General features: G+C 63.4%; 17 protein-coding genes. 12 read left to right on the forward strand and 5 right to left on the reverse strand.

The window, feature by feature from the left end; genetic code table 11:
• From QCE48_RS05450 to QCE48_RS05465, 4 genes are all read left to right on the forward strand, one after another.
• On the forward strand, positions 1–204 hold a 204-nt coding region (locus QCE48_RS05450; RefSeq protein WP_309794091.1), incomplete at its 5' end, for a hypothetical protein.
• A gap of 145 nt (positions 205–349) precedes the next feature.
• Positions 350–1,246 (forward strand): translesion DNA synthesis-associated protein ImuA, encoded by an 897-nt coding sequence (imuA, locus tag QCE48_RS05455; RefSeq protein ID WP_309788123.1) that lies wholly within the window; start codon positions 350–352, stop codon positions 1,244–1,246.
• Positions 1,243–2,697, forward strand: a complete 1,455-nt coding sequence (locus QCE48_RS05460; RefSeq protein ID WP_309788124.1) for a DNA polymerase Y family protein — start codon at positions 1,243–1,245, stop codon at positions 2,695–2,697. Before imuA ends, QCE48_RS05460 begins: the two co-directional genes overlap by 4 nt.
• Positions 2,698–2,705: 8 nt before the next feature.
• Positions 2,706–6,137, forward strand: a complete 3,432-nt coding sequence (locus QCE48_RS05465) for an error-prone DNA polymerase (RefSeq protein WP_309788125.1) — start codon at positions 2,706–2,708, stop codon at positions 6,135–6,137.
• Here QCE48_RS05465 and QCE48_RS05470 read toward each other — a convergent pair.
• Both QCE48_RS05470 and QCE48_RS05475 read right to left on the reverse strand, forming a co-directional pair.
• A complete protein-coding gene (locus QCE48_RS05470) occupies positions 6,131–7,066 on the reverse strand; it encodes an SDR family oxidoreductase (RefSeq protein ID WP_309788126.1) in 936 nt (311 codons plus the stop codon). The genes QCE48_RS05465 and QCE48_RS05470 overlap by 7 nt on opposite strands.
• Complete coding sequence (locus QCE48_RS05475; RefSeq protein WP_309788127.1) at positions 7,066–7,272, reverse strand: cation transporter; 207 nt, start codon at positions 7,270–7,272, stop codon at positions 7,066–7,068. Before QCE48_RS05475 ends, QCE48_RS05470 begins: the two co-directional genes overlap by 1 nt.
• Before the next feature lie 92 nt (positions 7,273–7,364).
• Between QCE48_RS05475 and cueR the strand changes: the two genes are divergently transcribed.
• Complete coding sequence (cueR, locus tag QCE48_RS05480) at positions 7,365–7,751, forward strand: Cu(I)-responsive transcriptional regulator (RefSeq protein WP_309788128.1); 387 nt, start codon at positions 7,365–7,367, stop codon at positions 7,749–7,751.
• A gap of 254 nt (positions 7,752–8,005) precedes the next feature.
• The gene (locus QCE48_RS05485; protein WP_309788129.1) at positions 8,006–8,152 is read left to right on the forward strand and encodes a DUF3563 family protein; all 147 of its coding nucleotides are present in this window, start codon (positions 8,006–8,008) and stop codon (positions 8,150–8,152) included.
• Between the two features lie 119 nt (positions 8,153–8,271).
• Here QCE48_RS05485 and QCE48_RS05490 read toward each other — a convergent pair whose 3' ends face one another.
• Positions 8,272–8,661, reverse strand: a complete 390-nt coding sequence (locus QCE48_RS05490; RefSeq protein WP_404983355.1) for a DUF305 domain-containing protein — start codon at positions 8,659–8,661, stop codon at positions 8,272–8,274.
• A gap of 91 nt (positions 8,662–8,752) precedes the next feature.
• Here QCE48_RS05490 and QCE48_RS05495 point away from each other — a divergent pair, with 91 nt between their 5' ends.
• On the forward strand, positions 8,753–9,103 hold the full coding sequence (locus QCE48_RS05495; RefSeq protein ID WP_309788130.1) for a hypothetical protein: 351 nt from the start codon (positions 8,753–8,755) through the stop codon (positions 9,101–9,103).
• 15 nt (positions 9,104–9,118) lie between these two features.
• Here the strand turns inward: QCE48_RS05495 and QCE48_RS05500 are convergent, their stop codons facing one another.
• Positions 9,119–9,964: a 23S rRNA (adenine(2030)-N(6))-methyltransferase RlmJ gene (locus tag QCE48_RS05500; protein ID WP_309788131.1), complete on the reverse strand. Its 846-nt coding sequence runs from the start codon at positions 9,962–9,964 to the stop codon at positions 9,119–9,121.
• A 285-nt stretch (positions 9,965–10,249) separates the two neighbouring features.
• Between QCE48_RS05500 and QCE48_RS05505 the strand changes: the two genes are divergently transcribed.
• Positions 10,250–11,044, forward strand: a complete 795-nt coding sequence (locus QCE48_RS05505) for a 3-hydroxybutyrate dehydrogenase (protein WP_309788132.1) — start codon at positions 10,250–10,252, stop codon at positions 11,042–11,044.
• Between the two features lie 14 nt (positions 11,045–11,058).
• Positions 11,059–12,288 carry a patatin-like phospholipase family protein gene (locus QCE48_RS05510; RefSeq protein ID WP_309788134.1) on the forward strand — a complete coding sequence of 410 codons (1,230 nt, stop codon included), beginning with the start codon at positions 11,059–11,061 and terminating at the stop codon, positions 12,286–12,288.
• A 77-nt stretch (positions 12,289–12,365) separates the two neighbouring features.
• Here QCE48_RS05510 and QCE48_RS05515 read toward each other — a convergent pair whose 3' ends face one another.
• On the reverse strand, positions 12,366–13,565 hold the full coding sequence (locus QCE48_RS05515; RefSeq protein WP_309788135.1) for an amino acid aminotransferase: 1,200 nt from the start codon (positions 13,563–13,565) through the stop codon (positions 12,366–12,368).
• 432 nt (positions 13,566–13,997) lie between these two features.
• Between QCE48_RS05515 and uvrB the strand changes: the two genes are divergently transcribed.
• The 3 genes from uvrB to QCE48_RS05530 all read left to right on the forward strand — a co-directional run bounded on the left by uvrB (position 13,998) and on the right by QCE48_RS05530 (position 17,315).
• The gene (gene uvrB, locus QCE48_RS05520) at positions 13,998–16,088 is read left to right on the forward strand and encodes an excinuclease ABC subunit UvrB (RefSeq protein ID WP_309788137.1); all 2,091 of its coding nucleotides are present in this window, start codon (positions 13,998–14,000) and stop codon (positions 16,086–16,088) included.
• 285 nt (positions 16,089–16,373) lie between these two features.
• On the forward strand, positions 16,374–16,922 hold the full coding sequence (locus QCE48_RS05525; RefSeq protein ID WP_309788139.1) for an iron transporter: 549 nt from the start codon (positions 16,374–16,376) through the stop codon (positions 16,920–16,922).
• Between the two features lie 60 nt (positions 16,923–16,982).
• Positions 16,983–17,315, forward strand: coding sequence for a cupredoxin domain-containing protein (locus QCE48_RS05530; RefSeq protein WP_309788140.1), 333 nt, complete (start codon positions 16,983–16,985; stop codon positions 17,313–17,315).
• Positions 17,316–17,383 lie beyond the last annotated feature (68 nt).

Here is a 17,383-nt window from a genome sequence, read left to right on the forward strand (position 1 = left end):
GTGCGGATCTCCCGTGTGAAAGTAGGTAATCGTCAGGCTCCTCATGCAGCAACAAAAAACCCCACCCCAAAAAGGTGGGGTTTTTTGCTTCCGGGTACGATACTCGATACTCAAAAAACTAATCAAAAAGAGCATATTTCCGAGTGTTTCCAAAATTATTTAAATAATCAATCGTCATCGATTTCCATTAACTGGCAACCATAACTGCCCAGTCAGCTTACTCCCGTCCCGCCTCACCTTCCACCCTTACCTTCGCCTTCAAAGTACTGTATAAATATACAGTAAACGAGAGGTCACACGCAGCTCGCACTCTGAGCAGGCCCCTTCATTCGTATCGCAGCGGGGACTCATGGGCGCAGCAATTTCACTTTTCGAACTCGGGGTGTCGTCGAGGTTGCAGCGTCAGCTATGGCGCGGCAATCAGTTCAGCGACGCAGATTTCGGCGTCGTCTCGAGCGGCCATCGGAAGCTTGATCGCATATTGCCCGGTGCAGGCTGGATGGCCGGCGTGCTCACCGAAGTGCTCGTCGAGGACAGCGGTGTCGGCGAGATGCGTCTGCTCGCGCGCACGCTTCGCGAGTTGACGACGATCAAAAGCCGGTCCGTGGTTTTCGTGGCGCCGCCGTGGAAGCCTTTTCTGACCGCTTTTCGCGCGTGGGGCATTGCGACGGAAAAACTCTTCTGGGTCAAGGCGCCCGACGACCAGGCGCTCTGGGCGGCAGAGCAATCGTTGAAGCAGAAGGGCATCGGCGCGGTGTTGATCTGGCTGCCGAAAGTGCGTCCGGAAGCCGTGCGGCGTCTGCAAGTGGCGGCGCAGGAATCGCAGGCGCTGGCGTTCCTGTTTCGCCCGATCGAAGCAGCGTCGCAATCTTCGGCCGCACCGCTGCGCATGATCTGCCGGCCCGTGCTCCCCGACGATGCTCAGACGATGAATCGCCGGGAGTGGATGCAGCAGGTCATGTTGGAGATCGACATCATCAAGCGGCGTGGTCCGTTGCTGGAAAAGCCGCTTCGTCTGCCATTGCCGCTGCAGATGCCGGCGCTGCCCGAGCACGTCCGCCGCTCGCGCCTAGGCAAACCAGGCAAGTCGGGCCAGAAAGCACGAGAGGTCAATCATGTTGTGGATAGCGGTGACTTTGCCGCTTTTATCGCTCGAAGCAGTCAAGCCGCCATCGATGGCGACACCGGAACCGATCTCGAATTCGTTTGGGACGACGACCTCGTCGGCCCCGTCGATCGAAGATGAAGGCGCGCCGTGCTTCGCGCTCTCGGATCACGCGCTCGCATGCGTTCGCGCTCGCGCCGCGGCTGACCTTGCTCGCCGTTGACGTTCGGCTCGAAACGCAGGCGTTGGAAGCTGTTGCGCTGGCGTTGCTGGCTTTTACGCCCAAGGTCGTGTTGGCGCAGGCGAACACGGTGTTGCTGGAAGTCGGCGCGAGCGTGCGTCTTTTCGGCGGCATGAAAGCGCTGCTGTCGAAGGTGACGTCGACCGTGAAGGGCTGCGGTTTTACGTCGCGGATGGGCTGCGCGCCCACCGCGTGGGGCGCGTGGTTGCTTGCGCATGCACGCACGCGCCGGGTGCTGCGGCGCACGCGCATCGTCAAAGAGACGACCCTCGTGCGCATTCTCGATGTCCTGCCGGTGTCGCTGCTGCCGGCGGCGATGACGCACGGCAATCTGTTCGAGCAGATCGGCTGCAATACGCTCGGGGATTTGCGTCGGCTGCCGCGCGCGGGGGTGGCGCGACGCTTCGGCGGCGACGTTCTGCAACTGGTCGCGCAGGCTTACGGTGAGGCGCCCGATCCGCGCGAGGCGTTTTGCGCGCCGGCGTCGTTCGAGGCGCGGCTCGAATTACAGGCGCGCGTCGAGAGTGCGGAGGCGTTGCTGTTCGCCGCGCGCCGGCTGGTGCTGCAGCTTGCGGGCTGGCTGAGCGCGCATCACGCGGCTGTCAGCGAGTTCACGCTGTATCTCGCGCACGAGCTGGCCGCGCGCCATGCACCGAAAACGTCGACGCTGAAAGTCGCGTGGGCCGTGCCAACGCGCGACGCCGACCACGTTCTCTGGCTCCTGCGCGAGAAACTGAACCAGACGGCGCTCGCGGCACCGGTCATCGAAATGAAGCTGCTTGCGGATAAAGTCAGCGAGCACGCGCCGCCGTCGGAGACGCTTTTTCCGATGCCGAATGCCGATAGCGAATCGATGGCGCAATTGCTCGAACGGCTGAGCGCGCGGCTCGGCGCGGAGAACGTGCTGCAACTCGTCGCGCGCGACGATCATCGGCCGGAGGCGGCGATGGCCGTAGAGATCTACCAGCCGGCGCGGGGGGCGAAGACCAAACGCAGGAAGAAGACAGCCGCGCAACCGGCCGCCCAGGACAAAGCCGCCGATACCGATTCCCCGGCCGAAACATCCGAAGAGGAACAGCCGCTCAGCCTGCCGGATCGTGCGATGTCGTCGCAACCGAGGCCCTCGTGGATTCTCGAAGCGCCGCTCAAGCTGATGTTGCGCAACGAGCGGCCGTTTTACCGGCGGCCGCTGAAGGTGATCAGCCGGACCGAGCGGATCGAAGCCGGCTGGTGGGACGGCAACGGCGTCCAGCGCGATTACTACATCGCCTCCGACGATCGCGGCCGCATGTTCTGGCTGTATCGCGAGCGCTTGTCGGGCGACTGGTTTTTGCACGGTTTCTTTGGGTGACGGGAAAAATGAACTTCGGAAAATCCGCGTTCTCGCGTGCCATGAAGACGTCTGCGTTCTTGCCCGACTATGCCGAGTTGCATTGCCTCAGCAACTTTTCGTTTCTGCGCGGCGCCTCGCATCCGCAGGAACTGGCCGAGGCGGCGCTGGAGAACGGTTACACCGCGCTCGCGATCACCGACGAATGCTCGCTCGCCGGCGCCGTGCGCGCGCACGGCGCGATCAAGGAGTTGGAAGCGCAGGCGAAAGCGGCCGCCGATGCCGCCTCGAAAGCCGGCCAGCCGATGCCGGAAATACGGATGCTGAAGCTCGTCATCGGCAGCGAGCTGAATCTCACCGATGCCGACGGCGTGCCGTTCTGCACGCTGATCGCGCTTGCGACCAATCGCGCGGGTTACGGCAATCTGTCGGAGCTGATTTCGCTCGGACGTTCGCGTGAACGCAAAGGGAGCTATCGGCTGACGCCCGAAGATTTCACGAATCCGGCGGCATCGTCGGAAGATGCGACGGATCTGCGCGGCGACGTCGCGCATCTGAAGCATTTGCCCGATTGCCTGCTGCTCCTCGTTCCGCAACGCTCGGCGACGCTTTCGCAGACGCTCGACTGCGCGCACTGGCTTGCGGGTTTCGCCGCCGGCCGTGCGTGGCTCGCGCTGGAGCTTTGGCAGGACGGCAGCGACGATGAACGCCTCGCTTCGTCGCGGCTGATTTCGCAGGAGAGCGGTCTGCCGCTCGTCGCAGCGGGGGGCGCCCTGATGCACGCGCGCTCGCGCAAGCCCTTGCAGGACACGCTGACCGCGATTCGTCTGAACCGTCCGCTTGCGGAATGCGGCTACGCGCTCGAAGCGAACGCGGAGCGGCATTTGCGCACGCGTTTGCGGATCGGCGCGCTGTATCCGCCGGAAGCGATCGCGGAAACATTGAAGATCGCGGCGCGCTGCACTTTCGAGCTCGACGAACTGCAATACGAATATCCGGAAGAACTCGTGCCGGCGGGCGAAACGCCGGCGAGCTATCTCCGCAAGCGGGTCATGGCGGGCGCGCTCGAACGCTGGCCGGACGGACTCGACGCGCGCACGATCGCGCAAATTGACAAGGAACTGACGCTCGTCGCGGAACTGAAGTACGAGAAATACTTCCTGACGGTCTACGACATCGTCGCGTTCGCGCGCAGCCAGAAAATTCTCTGTCAGGGACGCGGCTCGGCGGCCAATTCGATCATCTGCTATTGCCTGCACATCACCGAAATCGATCCGGTGCGCATGGACATGCTGGTCGAGCGCTTCATCTCGCGCGCGCGCAACGAGCCGCCGGACATCGACGTCGATTTCGAGCATCAGCGTCGCGAAGAAGTCATTCAGTACATTTATCGCAAGTACGGGCGGCATCGCGCGTCGCTCGCGGCGTCGCTCATCACGTATCACACGCGAAGCGCGCTGAAGGATGTCGGCCGTGCGCTCGGATTGGATGCGTCGCTGATCGAGCGGATCGGCAAGTCGCAGCAGTGGTGGGATGGGCCGGCGGCCGTCGCCGGCTATCTGGCGGAGGCCGGCTTCAGCGAGGACTCGCACATCACGCAGCATCTGATTCGCCTGACGCGCGAGTTGCGCGGCTTTCCGCGGCATTTGTCGCAGCATGTCGGCGGCTTCGTGATCGCGCGCGACAAATTGTCGCGGCTCGTGCCGATCGAGAACGCGGCGATGAAGGACCGCTGCGTGATCCAGTGGGACAAGGACGACATCGACGCGCTCAAGCTCCTGAAAGTCGACGTGCTCGCGCTCGGCATGCTGTCGGCGGTGCGGCGCGCGCTCGAATTCGTCGCGTTGAGGCGCGGTTTGCCGGATTTTCCGGTACAGCGCATTCCTCACGAGGACAAGGCGGTCTACGAAATGTGCTGTCACGCCGACACGATCGGCGTGTTCCAGATCGAATCGCGCGCGCAGCAGGGGATGCTGCCGCGTCTCAAGCCGCAGAAGTATTACGACCTCGTGATCGAGGTCGCGATCGTGCGGCCCGGGCCCATTCAAGGCGGGATGGTGCATCCTTATCTGCGCAGAAAGCAGGGACTGGAGGCGGCGGATTATCCGAAGGAGGAATTGCGGCCGGTGCTCGAACGTACGCTCGGCGTGCCGATCTTTCAGGAACAGGTGATGAAGCTCGCGATGGTCGCGGCGGGTTACACGGCCGAGGAAGCGGATAAATTGCGGCGCGCGATGGCGGCCTGGCGTCGCGGCGGTCATCTCGAAAAATATCAGGCCGATCTGATGACGAAGATGCTGGCGCGCGGTTACGAGCGGGAATTCGCGGAGCGCGTCTGCAAGCAGATCGAGGGTTTCGGCGAGTACGGGTTTCCCGAGAGCCACTCGGCGAGCTTTGCGCTCCTCGTGTATGTCAGCGCGTGGATCAAACGCTACGAGCCGGCGGCTTTTCTGGCGGGCCTTCTGAACAGTCAGCCGCTCGGGTTCTACTCGCCGTCGCAACTCGTGCAGGACGCGAAGCGGCACGGCGTGCGCGTGTTCGCGCCCGATGTTTCGCTGAGCGACTGGGAATCGGTGCTCGAAAAGCCGGAAGGGCGCGGCGAGCGGGTCGTGTTCGACGTCGACATGGCGGTGCGCCGTCAGCAGTTCTATAGCACGCCGATGCCGAAGCAAGTCCTCAGGAAGACCGTGCGGCGCGCGGCGCGACGGCTGGCGGCGAGGATCGGCGAGCCGTCGAAGGCGTATGGGGCCCGCGGGCCGGGCGTGCGGATCGGCCTGCAGCTTCTCAAGGGTTTTCCGCAGGCCGCGGCCGGGCGCATCATGGCCGCGCGCCGCGTCGCGCCGTTTACCGATGTCGACGATCTCGCGCGCCGCGCCGCGCTTTCGCGCCGCGAACTCGACGCGCTCGCGGCAGGCAACGCGCTCGCGAGCATCGCGGGGCATCGGCGGCAGGCGTGGTGGGCGGTCACGGCGCAGCAACAGGTGCCGGAACTGCTGCGCGACGCGCCGATGGCCGAAGCGCCGCTCGCGTTGCCCCAGGCGCCGGAGGGCCGCGAGATCGTCGACGATTACGCGAGTCTCGGCCTCACGCTGAATCGCCATCCGCTCGCGCTCTTGCGGCCGCGCCTCGCGCAGATGCGCTTTAAGACCGCCGCCGAACTCGCGCACTATCGCAACGGGCGCGCGGCGCGGGCCTGCGGCATCGTCACGGTGCGGCAGAGACCGGGCACGGCGAACGGCACGATTTTCGTGTCGATCGAGGACGAGACCGGCGCGATCAACGTGATCGTGTGGCCCGGACTCGTCGAGAAAGCGCGCAAGGTGTTGCTCGGCGCGTCACTGCTGGCGGTGTACGGCGTCTGGCAATGTGAGGGCGAAGTGCGGCATCTGGTGGCGCAGCGACTCGAAGACCACAGCCCGTTGCTCGGGCGCCTCGCCACTTCGAGCCGCGATTTTCACTGAGTTTCAGTGAACCGCGCACGCGGATAGTTCGCGAGCACCTGCGCGATCGCCGTATCGAACGGCGTGCGGCGGCCGATGCCGAGCGCCTCGAGCACGCCGGAATCCAGATGGCAGTCGCGCGGACGCGGCGTCGAGTCGGTGGGCGTGCGCTGCGCGACGAGCCTCGCGTCGACCTTCAACACGCGCGCGATGCGCTCGGCGATGTCGAACTTCGTCATCGGCTCGTCGCCGGACCATTGCGTGATGCCGCCAATTGTCTCGCCGCGTGCGTGGCGCTCGATCATCTGGCGGACCACGACGGCCACGTCCGGCGTGAAGGTCGGATAGCGCGTCGCCCACGCGTCCATCGTGGCGGGCGCGGCGCCGCTCGCCGCCGATTCGACGATGGCCGGCGTCAGGCTCGTGACCGCCGATTCGTTCCAGTCGAGCACCGGACCGTAAAGCAGCGGCAGCCGCAGCACGCAGGCTTTCGCGCCGGACTCGATGAGCGCGCGTTCGCCTTCGAGCTTGCTGCGACCGTAGGCGTTGAGCGGCGATGGCGGATCGTCGGGGAAATAGGGCGGCTGCGTGCCGTCGAAGACGTAGTCGGTCGAAATCGACAGCACCCACGCGCCGCGTTCGTGCGCGGCGCGGGCGATCGAGCGCAGCGCATCCACGTTGAGCGCGCGGGCGCGCGCGGGGTCGTTCTCGCACACGTCGGGCCGCCGCTCGGCCGCCGCCACGACGATCGCGTCGGGCGCTTCGCGGGCGATGAAACCGGCGATCGCGGCGTCGTCGCGAATATCGAGTTTCACGATCTGCGGCCCGACGCGGCTCCTCGCCGTGCGCACGACCTGCCAGCCGGCGACATCCGCGAGTTCGTTCGCGACCGCCCGTCCGAGCAGGCCCGAGGCGCCGATCAGCGCGACTTTGAGACGCGGCCCCGTCATCACGCGCCGGCGGACGAAACCACGGTGTAACCCGCTTCGTCGATGGCTTCCTTGAGCGTGTCGGCCGATCGGCTCGACTCGACGGCCACCTTGCCGCGCTCGAGATCGACGCGCACCTGCGCGGACGGATCGATTTCCTGGATGGCGCGCGTGACGGCGCCGACGCAATGCTGGCAGCTCATGCCCTGAACTTCGAACTCAGTCATCTTCGGTCCTTTCAAAATCAACGATTGTTCTCATCGTATACCTTCCTATGGTTGGAAGGTGTAGAGTCGAAGCTGATTTTTGGGAGTAGACGATGAACATTGGCGAAGCAGCGCGCGCATCCGGCGTGACGGCGAAGATGATCAGGTACTACGAGAGCGTGGGTTTACTGGCGCCGGTCGGCCGCACGGCGTCGGGTTATCGCGTCTACAGCGCGCAGGAGGTGCATGCGTTGCGTTTCGTTCGGCAGGCGCGGCGGCTCGGGTTTCTCGTCGAAGACATCCGCAAGCTGCTCGCGCTCTGGCAGGATCGCTCGCGCGCCAGCGCCGAAGTGAAAGCGATCGCGCTGGAACACGTCGCCGAACTTGACCGGCGAATCGCCGAACTAACGGAGATGCGCGACACGCTGTCACATCTTGCGCGCCATTGCCACGGCGACGACCGTCCTGATTGTCCAATCCTCGAGCGCCTTTCGCAGTAAGTGAGCGCGCGTGCACCAAAAAAGAGCATTTTTCGCCTGAGGCTGACTTTTAGGTCGCTCGAATCAGGAAAATTCGAGGAAAAACAGCTACTTGTCTTACGTCGGTGCATGCACCATTCCGAAACGGAATGCACGTTATTCATGCATTTCACTAACGCATGCGGTGCAGATTCGCTATAATTCGGGTTAACCCTTTACAGGGAAATCCCTGACCCGAACTGCCGGGGATTCAACCGCAATCCTTGGAGAACATCATGTTTGCTTATTTGCTCGAAAAAATCAGCGTCTGGTTTGAAACCGCAGAACGCCGCCGTCGCGAAGAATACCTGGCTCAATCGTCGGATATCGTGCAACTGGAAAAGCGCATTCGCTCGCTCGAAACCAACGGCTACACGCTGTAAGTTCTCTGCGCCGAACCCCGGCTGAGTATTGAAAAGCCCCGCATCGCGGGGCTTTTGTCATTTCTGGGCGGCACGCTCGCGCATCGGCGCCGACTGCAAAGCGTCGGTTCCAGCCGATGTCACTTCGCTTGTGGATGCGCGGCGAGCCACTGCTTCATAAACGCGATTTCCTTTTCCTGCGCCGCGATAACTTCCTTCGCCAACTGGCGAAGCTTCGCGTCCTTTCCGTATTTCAGTTCGACCTTCGCCATCTCGACCGCGCCCTCGTGATGCGGAATCATGTGAGCGACGAAATCGCGATCGGCGTCGCCGGTGTACTGGATGTTCGACATGCCGGACATCATCGACTGATCCGCAGTCCGGAATGCTGCCGTGGAAGGCGCGTCATTGCCCGAACCGGACATCCCGGACATCGCGTCGTGCGAAGGGGCGGCCGTTTGCGCGGACGCGGTGGACATCGTCGCGCATGCAATCGTCAAGGCTGTAAGCAGCTTTAGTTGTGATTTCATCGCATCTCCTTGGGTGTAGGAGCCGCTAGCGTAAAGCTTGCCACCACGGTAAGGTAAAGCGTTTTCGTCCAACGAATCGGTGGCCCGCGACATGAACCTCATACTTGCCAGCAAACGGTACGCGCGGCGCTTCGCTGTGAGCGGGGCTGCATTGGCGTGGGTCGCCGGCATCGTGCAGCCGGCGCTCGCCAAGCCGGGCGGCGAGCCACTCGTTCTCGATACACAAACGGGCATCCACAGCGGCGTGCCGGGCACCGTGCTTCAGACCGGCCCGCTCAACGCGCCGGGCATGGTCCAGGCGCGGCCCATGGCGAACCTTCCGGAACTGGCGCCGCAGGAGCAGGCGCCGATCATCGTATCGCCGTATGTCACCTATCCCGGATCGCAGACCACGGACCAGTCCGCTCAGCCGCCGCGTTTTTATCGGCCGACGCCGCACTGAACGCACGGCCGCGGTTCAGTCGCCGCGATGTTCCAGCTTGAACGCGGCTTTCCCGTCCTGCCCAAGCGTCTTCACGAGATACGGCAGTGCGTCCTTCAGCGCGCCCGCGAGCGTGTAGGGTGGATTGAAAATGAACATGCCGCTGCCAAAGAGACCGAAGCCGTCCGCGGGATGCGTGCTCACCGTCAGCGAGACGTGCAACCAGTTCTTCGGCTGCAGGCGTTTCAACTGATCGGGGAAGCGCTGTGATTCGAGGCGCGTGACCTGCGGATACCACACTGCATACGTGCCCGTTGCGAATCGCTTCAGGCTTTCCTCGATGCAGTTGAGCGTGCGCGCGTAGTCGCGCTTGTCTTCGTAAGACGGGTCGACCAGGACGAGTCCACGGCGCGGCGGCGGAGGAAGCAGCGCCTTGATGCCGTCGAAGCCGTCGCCTTCGTAGATCATCGCGCGCCGGCCGGCGTCGCGGAAATTGTGGCGCAAGACATCGATTTCGGTGGTGTGCAGCTCGAAAAGGCGCATGCGGTCCTGCTCGCGCAACATGCGCCACGCGAGATACGGCGAGCCCGGATAGAACTGCAGTGTGCCGTCCGGATTCAGGGCCCGGATTTCGTCGACGTAATCCGCGAGCATCGGCGGCAAGTCCGTCCGGCTCCAGAGCCTCGCGATGCCCGTTTCGAACTCGGCGGTTTTCGTCGCGTAACCCTCGGTCAGCGAATAGACGCCGGCGCCGGCGTGCGTGTCGATGTACCAGTACGACTTGTCCTTCTGGCCCAGATGACGCAGCAACTGAACGACGACCGAGTGTTTCAGCACGTCGGCGTGATTGCCTGCATGAAAGGCGTGGCGATAGCTGAGCATGGCGAGTGAACCGAAAGACAGAGATGGAGCGGGCGCGGCGCGCGGCAGGGCGGTCATTGTAGCGGAAGGCTTCCATTCGTCCTGCGTCGGGAAGCCGGCGTTCCAAGGCCGGTGCTACAGCGCGTAACGGGCTTCATGCACAATAGCCTCATCGAACGGCGCGCGGTAGTCGGCCGAATGGCCTAGGAGGTTTTGAGCAAAACCGGGGCCTTCGCCTACGCCATTCGGCCAGCTTGTCGCACCGCGTGTCGCGTGTTGTCATTCGTCATCCACGAGGAGGTTCGCATGTCACTGAACACGAAGCTGGACGGAAAGGTCGCGGTCGTCACGGGCGCGGCGAGCGGCATCGGCAAGCAGATTGCGCTGACGCTGGCCGATGCGGGCGCGGCGCTCGCCATCGCGGACCTGAATCAGGGCGGTGCGGACGCCGTCGCCGAGGAAATCCGCGCCAAGGGCGGCCGCGCGATCGGCGTCGCGATGGATGTCACGAGCGAAGAAGCCGTGAACGAAGGCATCGACCGCGTTGCGGCAGAGCTGGGTTCTGTCGACATCCTCGTTTCGAACGCGGGCATCCAGATCGTCAATCCGATCGAGAACTACGCGTTCTCGGACTGGAAGAAGATGCAGGCGATCCACGTCGACGGTGCGTTTCTCACGACCAAGGCGGCGCTCAAGTACATGTACAAGGACGATCGCGGCGGCGTGGTGATCTACATGGGTTCGGTGCATTCGCACGAGGCGTCGCCGCTCAAGTCGGCCTACGTGACGGCCAAGCACGGTCTGCTCGGGCTCGCGCGTGTGCTTGCGAAAGAAGGCGCGAAGCACAACGTGCGCTCGCATGTGGTGTGTCCGGGCTTCGTGCGCACGCCGCTCGTCGACAAGCAGATTCCCGAGCAGGCGAAGGAACTCGGCATCAGCGAGGAAGAGGTCGTCAAGCGCGTGATGCTCGGCGGAACGGTCGACGGCGTGTTCACCACCGTCGAGGACGTCGCGCAAACCGTGCTTTTCCTGTCGGCTTTCCCGACCGCGGCGCTCACCGGTCAGTCGTTCGTCGTGAGCCACGGCTGGTTCATGCAGTGACCGGAGCGCATGGGATGGCAGTGAATGAACCGGTTCTGAGTCCACGTGACGCGGGGCGAAGCAGTATCGAAGAAGCGTCGGCCTCGCATCGCAACCGCATCGACCTTCCGCCCTACGAAACCATCGCGTTGATGTTGCAGGGCGGAGGCGCGCTCGGCGCCTACCAGGCGGGCGTGTATCAGGGTCTCGACGAAGCGGGCATCCGCCCGAACTGGCTGGCGGGCATTTCGATCGGCGCGCTCAACACGGCGATCATCGCCGGCAATGCGCCGCAGGACCGCGTGCCGCGCCTGCTCGAATTCTGGGAGACGATCTGCCAGCCCGCGTTCGGACTGCCGCTGCCGGGCTTCGTCGAGCACTGGTTCTTCAATGCCAACGACGAAATCCGCAAGGCGTTCACGGCGATGCAGGCGGTCGGCGCGCTCGTGGAAGGGCAGAAGGGTTTTTTCGTGCCGCGCATGCCGCCGCCGTCGCCGCTCGCGGCAGGCGTGCCGCAGACGGCCAGCTATTACGACACGGCCCCGCTCAAGGCGACGCTCGAACGGTTGTGCGACTTCGAGCGCATCAATTCGGGCGAGATGCGGGTGTCGGTCGGCGCGGTGAATGTCGCGACCGGCAACTTCGCCTATTTCGACAACACCCGCATCAGGCTGCGCGCCGAGCATTTCATGGCGTCGGGCGCGTTGCCGCCGGGCTTCGCCGCCGTGGAAATCGACGGCGAATACTTCTGGGACGGCGGACTCATGTCGAACACGCCGCTCTATGAGATCGCGATGGCGACGCCGCGCCGCGACACGCTCGCGTTCCAGGTCGACTTGTGGAGTGCGCGCGGGCCGGTGCCGGACAGCATCGTCGACGTGATGGGGCGCGTAAAGGACGTCCAGTTTTCGAGCCGAACGCGCATGGTCACCGACATGATGCAGCGCTCGCAGCGCTACCGGAACGTGCTGCGCCACGTGCTGGATCAGGTCCCGGAGCAGCAACGCCAGAGCGACGAGTGGTGCAAGCTTGCCGAAGAACTCGCGTGCTCGAAGCGCTACAACGTGATCCACCTCATCTACCGCCACAAGGAATACGAGGGGCACTACAAGGACTATCAGTTCGGACTTTCGACGATGCGCGAGCACTGGGCAAGCGGCCTCGACGACATTCGCGGATCGCTTGCACATCGAGACTGGCTCGACATGCCGAATGGCGAATCGCGTTTCGTGACGCACGATATCCATCGCGACGGCGGGCGCTGACCGCCGAATCGCGCCGCGCCGGACAAAAAAATGGCGCCCGCGGGCGCCATTTTCACGAAGCGACGACGAACGTCGCTTTACTTCAGCACGTGCGCGATGGCGCCGGCCACGACATCGAGGTTGCGCGTATTGAGCGCGGCCACGCAGATGCGGCCGGTGCCGACGGCGTAGATGCCGAACTCTTCACGCAGACGGTCGACTTGCGGCGCGGTCAGGCCCGAATAGGAGAACATGCCGCGCTGACGGCTCACGAAGCTGAAATCGCGATCGACGCCGCTCGCCTTCAGGCGTTCGACGAGGCCGTTGCGCATCGCGCGGATGCGATCGCGCATTTCGCCGAGTTCTTGTTCCCACGTCGCGCGCAGTTCCGGCGACGCGAGCACGGCCGCGACGACGGCGCCGCCGTGCGTCGGCGGGTTCGAGTAATTCGTGCGGATCACGCGCTTCAGTTGCGACAGCACGCGCACCGATTCTTCCTTGGCCGTCGTGATGATCGAGAGCGCGCCGACGCGTTCGCCATAGAGCGAGAACGACTTCGAGAACGACGACGACACGAACACGTTCAGGCCCGCGCCCGCGAAAAGGCGAACCGCTTCTGCATCCGCTTCGATGCCGTCGCCGAAGCCCTGATAGGCGATGTCGAGGAACGGCACGAGGCCGCGCGCCTTGACCACGTCGACGATCTGGCGCCACTGCTCCGGGCTCAGATCGACGCCGGTCGGGTTGTGGCAGCACGCGTGCAGCACGACGATCGTGCCCGCCGGATAGCCGTTGAGCGCCGAGAGCATGCCTTCGAAGTTCACGCCGTGGCTCGCGGCGTCGTAGTACGGGTAGTTCACGACTTCGAACCCGGCGCCTTCGAAGAGCGCGCGGTGGTTTTCCCAGCTCGGATCGCTGATCGCGACCATCGCGCCCGGATTCACACGCTTCAGGAAGTCCGCGCCGATCTTCAGCGCGCCCGTGCCGCCCAGCGCCTGCGCCGTGACGACCTGGCCGGCCGCGATCAGCGGCGAATCGTTGCCGAGCAGGAGTTTCTGCACGGCGGCGTCATAGGCGGCGATTCCGTCGATCGGCAGATAGCCGCGCGGCAGCGCAGCGTCGACACGGGCTTTTTCCGCGTCGCGCACCGCGCGCAGGAGCGGAATCTTGCCTTCTTCGTTTGTGTACACGCCGACGCCCAGGTTGACCTTGGTCGTGCGCGTGTCGGCGTTGAAAGCTTCGTTGAGGCCCAGAATCGGGTCGCGGGGAGCGAGTTCGACGGCAGAGAAAAGAGACATGATTTATCGGCAGTAGTGAGAAGGCGTGCTGCAAAGGACCTGCGGGGAGGGCGAAGGCGGCCGGCGGCGGAATTCAACGGCGCCGCGCGAGTCACAGCCCGAGAAAGCGAAAGCGTGCCGTGGCAGGCTCAATTCGACATTGTAGCGAATCGCTAACGCGATTTCGGCGGCGGCAACGCGCTGAATGGGACGATTTCTGCCTTTTTGCGTCGTGATTTGCGTGGAAATCGGGCCCTGATCGGTGGCGCGAATGTTTTGCGCGAGTCTTCTTCGAGGGCTTGGCATTCGGCAGATCGACCTCATCTCAAAAACTTGTTTCCCGAAAGATTCGGGTGCACGGGCACGCGCCGCGCACGCCGAACCGCCGTCCACGACCGCCCGCGCGAACCGCTAGAATAGGTGTTTGCTCTCGGCGAAGGCTACGTTTTCCTCATGTCCGATACCCTCATCGAAGCTTCCGAAGCCCTCGACGAATCGAAATTCGTCACGTTCGACGGCTCCCCGTTTCAGCTCTACCAGCCCTATGCGCCCGCCGGCGACCAGCCCGAGGCGATCAAGACGCTCGTCGAAGGCATCGAGGATGGGCTCTCGTTCCAGACGCTGCTCGGCGTGACCGGCTCCGGCAAGACCTTCACGATGGCGAACGTCATCGCGCGCATGGGCCGGCCGGCCATCGTTTTCGCGCCGAACAAGACGCTCGCCGCGCAGTTGTACGCGGAGTTCCGCGAGTTCTTCCCGCGCAATGCCGTCGAGTATTTCGTCTCGTACTACGACTATTACCAGCCCGAAGCGTATGTGCCGCAGCGCGACCTGTTCATCGAAAAGGACTCGTCGATCAACGAGCACATCGAGCAGATGCGGCTTTCCGCCACCAAGAGCCTGCTCGAACGGCGCGACGTGGTGATCGTCGCGACTGTGTCGGCGATCTACGGTATTGGGAATCCGTCGGAATATCACAAGATGATTCTGACGCTGCGCACCGGCGACAAGCTCGGTCAGCGCGACATCATCGCGCGGCTGATCGCGATGCAATACAACCGCAACGAAGCCGATTTCCAGCGCGGCTCGTTTCGCGTGCGCGGCGACACGATCGACATCTTTCCGGCGGAGCACGCGGAAATGGCGGTGCGCGTCGAGCTTTTCGACGACGAAATCGAGTCGATGCAGCTCTTCGATCCGCTCACCGGCCGCGTGCGCCAAAAAATTCCGCGTTTCACCGTCTATCCGTCGTCGCATTACGTGACGCCGCGCGACACCGTGATGCGGGCAATCGAAACGATCAAGTCCGAACTGCGCGAGCGGCTCGAGTTTTTCCATAAGGACGGCAAGCTCGTCGAGGCACAGCGGCTCGAACAGCGCACGCGCTTCGATCTGGAAATGCTGCAGGAACTCGGCTTCTGCAAGGGCATCGAGAATTACTCGCGGCATTTCTCGGGCGCGGCGCCCGGCGAGCCGCCGCCGACGCTCGTCGACTATCTGCCGCCCGACGCGCTCATGCTGCTCGACGAGTCGCACGTGCTGATCGGCCAGCTGAACGGCATGTACAACGGCGATCGCGCGCGCAAGGAAAATCTCGTCGATTACGGCTTCCGGATGCCGTCCGCGCTCGACAACCGGCCGCTCAAGTTCAACGAGTTCGAGCGCAAGATGCGTCAGGCCATCTTCGTGTCGGCGACGCCCGCTGACTACGAACAGCGCACGTCCGGCCAGGTCGCCGAGCAACTGGTGCGGCCGACCGGTCTCGTCGATCCGGAAATCGAAGTGCGTCCGGCGCGCTCGCAGGTCGACGACGTGCTCTCCGAGATCAACGCGCGCGTGAACGCGGGCGAGCGCGTGCTCGTCACGGTGCTGACCAAGCGCATGGCCGAGCAACTGACCGAGTTTCTCGCCGATCACGGCGTGAAGGTGCGCTATCTGCACAGCGACATCGATACGGTGGAGCGCGTCGAGATCATCCGCGACCTGCGGCTCGGCAGCTTCGATGTATTGGTCGGCATCAACTTGCTGCGCGAAGGGCTGGATATTCCGGAGGTGTCGCTGGTCGCGATTCTCGACGCCGACAAGGAAGGATTTTTGCGCGCCGAGCGCTCGCTGATCCAGACCATTGGCCGGGCGGCGCGCAACGTGAACGGCAAGGCGATTCTCTACGCCGACAACATGACCGATTCGATGAAGCGCGCGATCGGCGAAACCGAGCGGCGGCGCGTGAAACAGATCGCGCACAACGAGAAGATGGGCATCGTGCCGCGCGGGGTGACGAAGCGCATCAAGGACATCATCGACGGCGTCTACAACGTCGACGACGCACGCGCCGAACTGAAGGAAGCGCAGACGCGCGCGAAGTTCGAAGACATGTCCGAGAAACAGCTCGCGAAGGAAATCAAGCGCCTCGAAAAGCAGATGATGGATCACGCCAAGAATCTGGAATTCGAGAAGGCAGCGCAGACGCGCGACCAATTGTCGCTTTTGCGGCAGCGCGTGTTTGGCGCAAACGTCGGCGATCACGTACCCGGCATCAACTGACGACGCTGTGGTATGAAAAAAAAGCGGCGAATCCCAAGGACTCGCCGCTTTTTTCACACTTGTCAAAATCCCGCCGCCGGAAACCCCCGCCGCAACAGGGCTGTAAGCCGGATCAAATTGTTGCGTCGATCGAACGGTGCTAAACTTCGCAAATATTGAGAATGGTTCCTATTAACCTTCCGTGCTCATTCTCATTGTCATTCTGGCGGCCGAGTTCCGAGTCGGTTGACGATCAACCAAGGCGCGCGGCGCGTGTCATTCATCGATAAGAAAAGGGAGTAACTCATGGTGGGTTCAACTTTGATGCGCGGCACGTTCGCCGCCTTGGCCCTTGCCGCTGCGACGTCCGCGATGGCTGCCGAGTATCCGATCGGCAAGCAGCACATCGAAGGCGGCATGGAGACGGGCGCGGTTTATCTGCAACCGATCACGATGGCGCCGGAAGGCATGATGCGCAAGGCATCGGATTCGGATATCCACCTCGAAGCCGACATCCACGCGGTCAAGAACAATCCGACCGGTTTCGCTGAGGGCGACTGGATGCCGTATCTGCAAGTCTCGTATGAACTCACGAAGGTCGGTTCGACGGAATCGGTCAAGGGCGACATGATGGCGATGGTCGCGAGCGACGGCCCGCACTACGGCGACAACGTGAAGCTCTTCGGACCGGGCAAGTACCACCTGAAGCTGCATATCTCGCCGCCGACGCAGACGGGCCACATGGCATTCGGCCGTCACGTCGACAAGGAAACGGGCGTGGGCCCGTGGTTCAAGCCGTTCACGATCGAATACGATTTCCCGTTCGCCGGCATCGGCAAGAAGGGCGGGTACTGAGCGCGGTTTGAGGTGCGCCTTGCTCGATGCGAGGCGCGTCCATTTCAAGAAGAAGGCTGCATGAAAGTGAAAATCCAGATGGCCGCGCTCGCGCTGTCGGCGCTCGTTGCCGGCATCGCCCACGCGGAAGATCTGCCGACGTTCAAGCTCGAGATGAACGACGGCACGCTGATCCCGGCACGCATCGAAGTGCCGGCGGGCAAGCGCATCAAGATTGAAGTGCACAACATCGGCAAGGGGGCCGCGGAGTTCGAGAGCATCCAGTTGCGCAAGGAAAAAGTGCTGGCGCCGGGCGCCGACTCTTTTGTCGTGATCGCGCCGCTCACCCCGGGCGAGTACAAGTTTTTCGACGATTTTCATCAGTCCGCACAGGGCGTGATCGTCGCGAAGTAGTGGTCGGCGCACGGCGGCGCGTAGTGCTTCGCGCCGCGTGCGAAGCAGAATTGGCTGGGAGGTTTTGA

It is taken from the genome of Caballeronia sp. LZ024 (assembly GCF_031451455.1).
GTDB classification, from domain to species: domain Bacteria; phylum Pseudomonadota; class Gammaproteobacteria; order Burkholderiales; family Burkholderiaceae; genus Caballeronia; species Caballeronia telluris.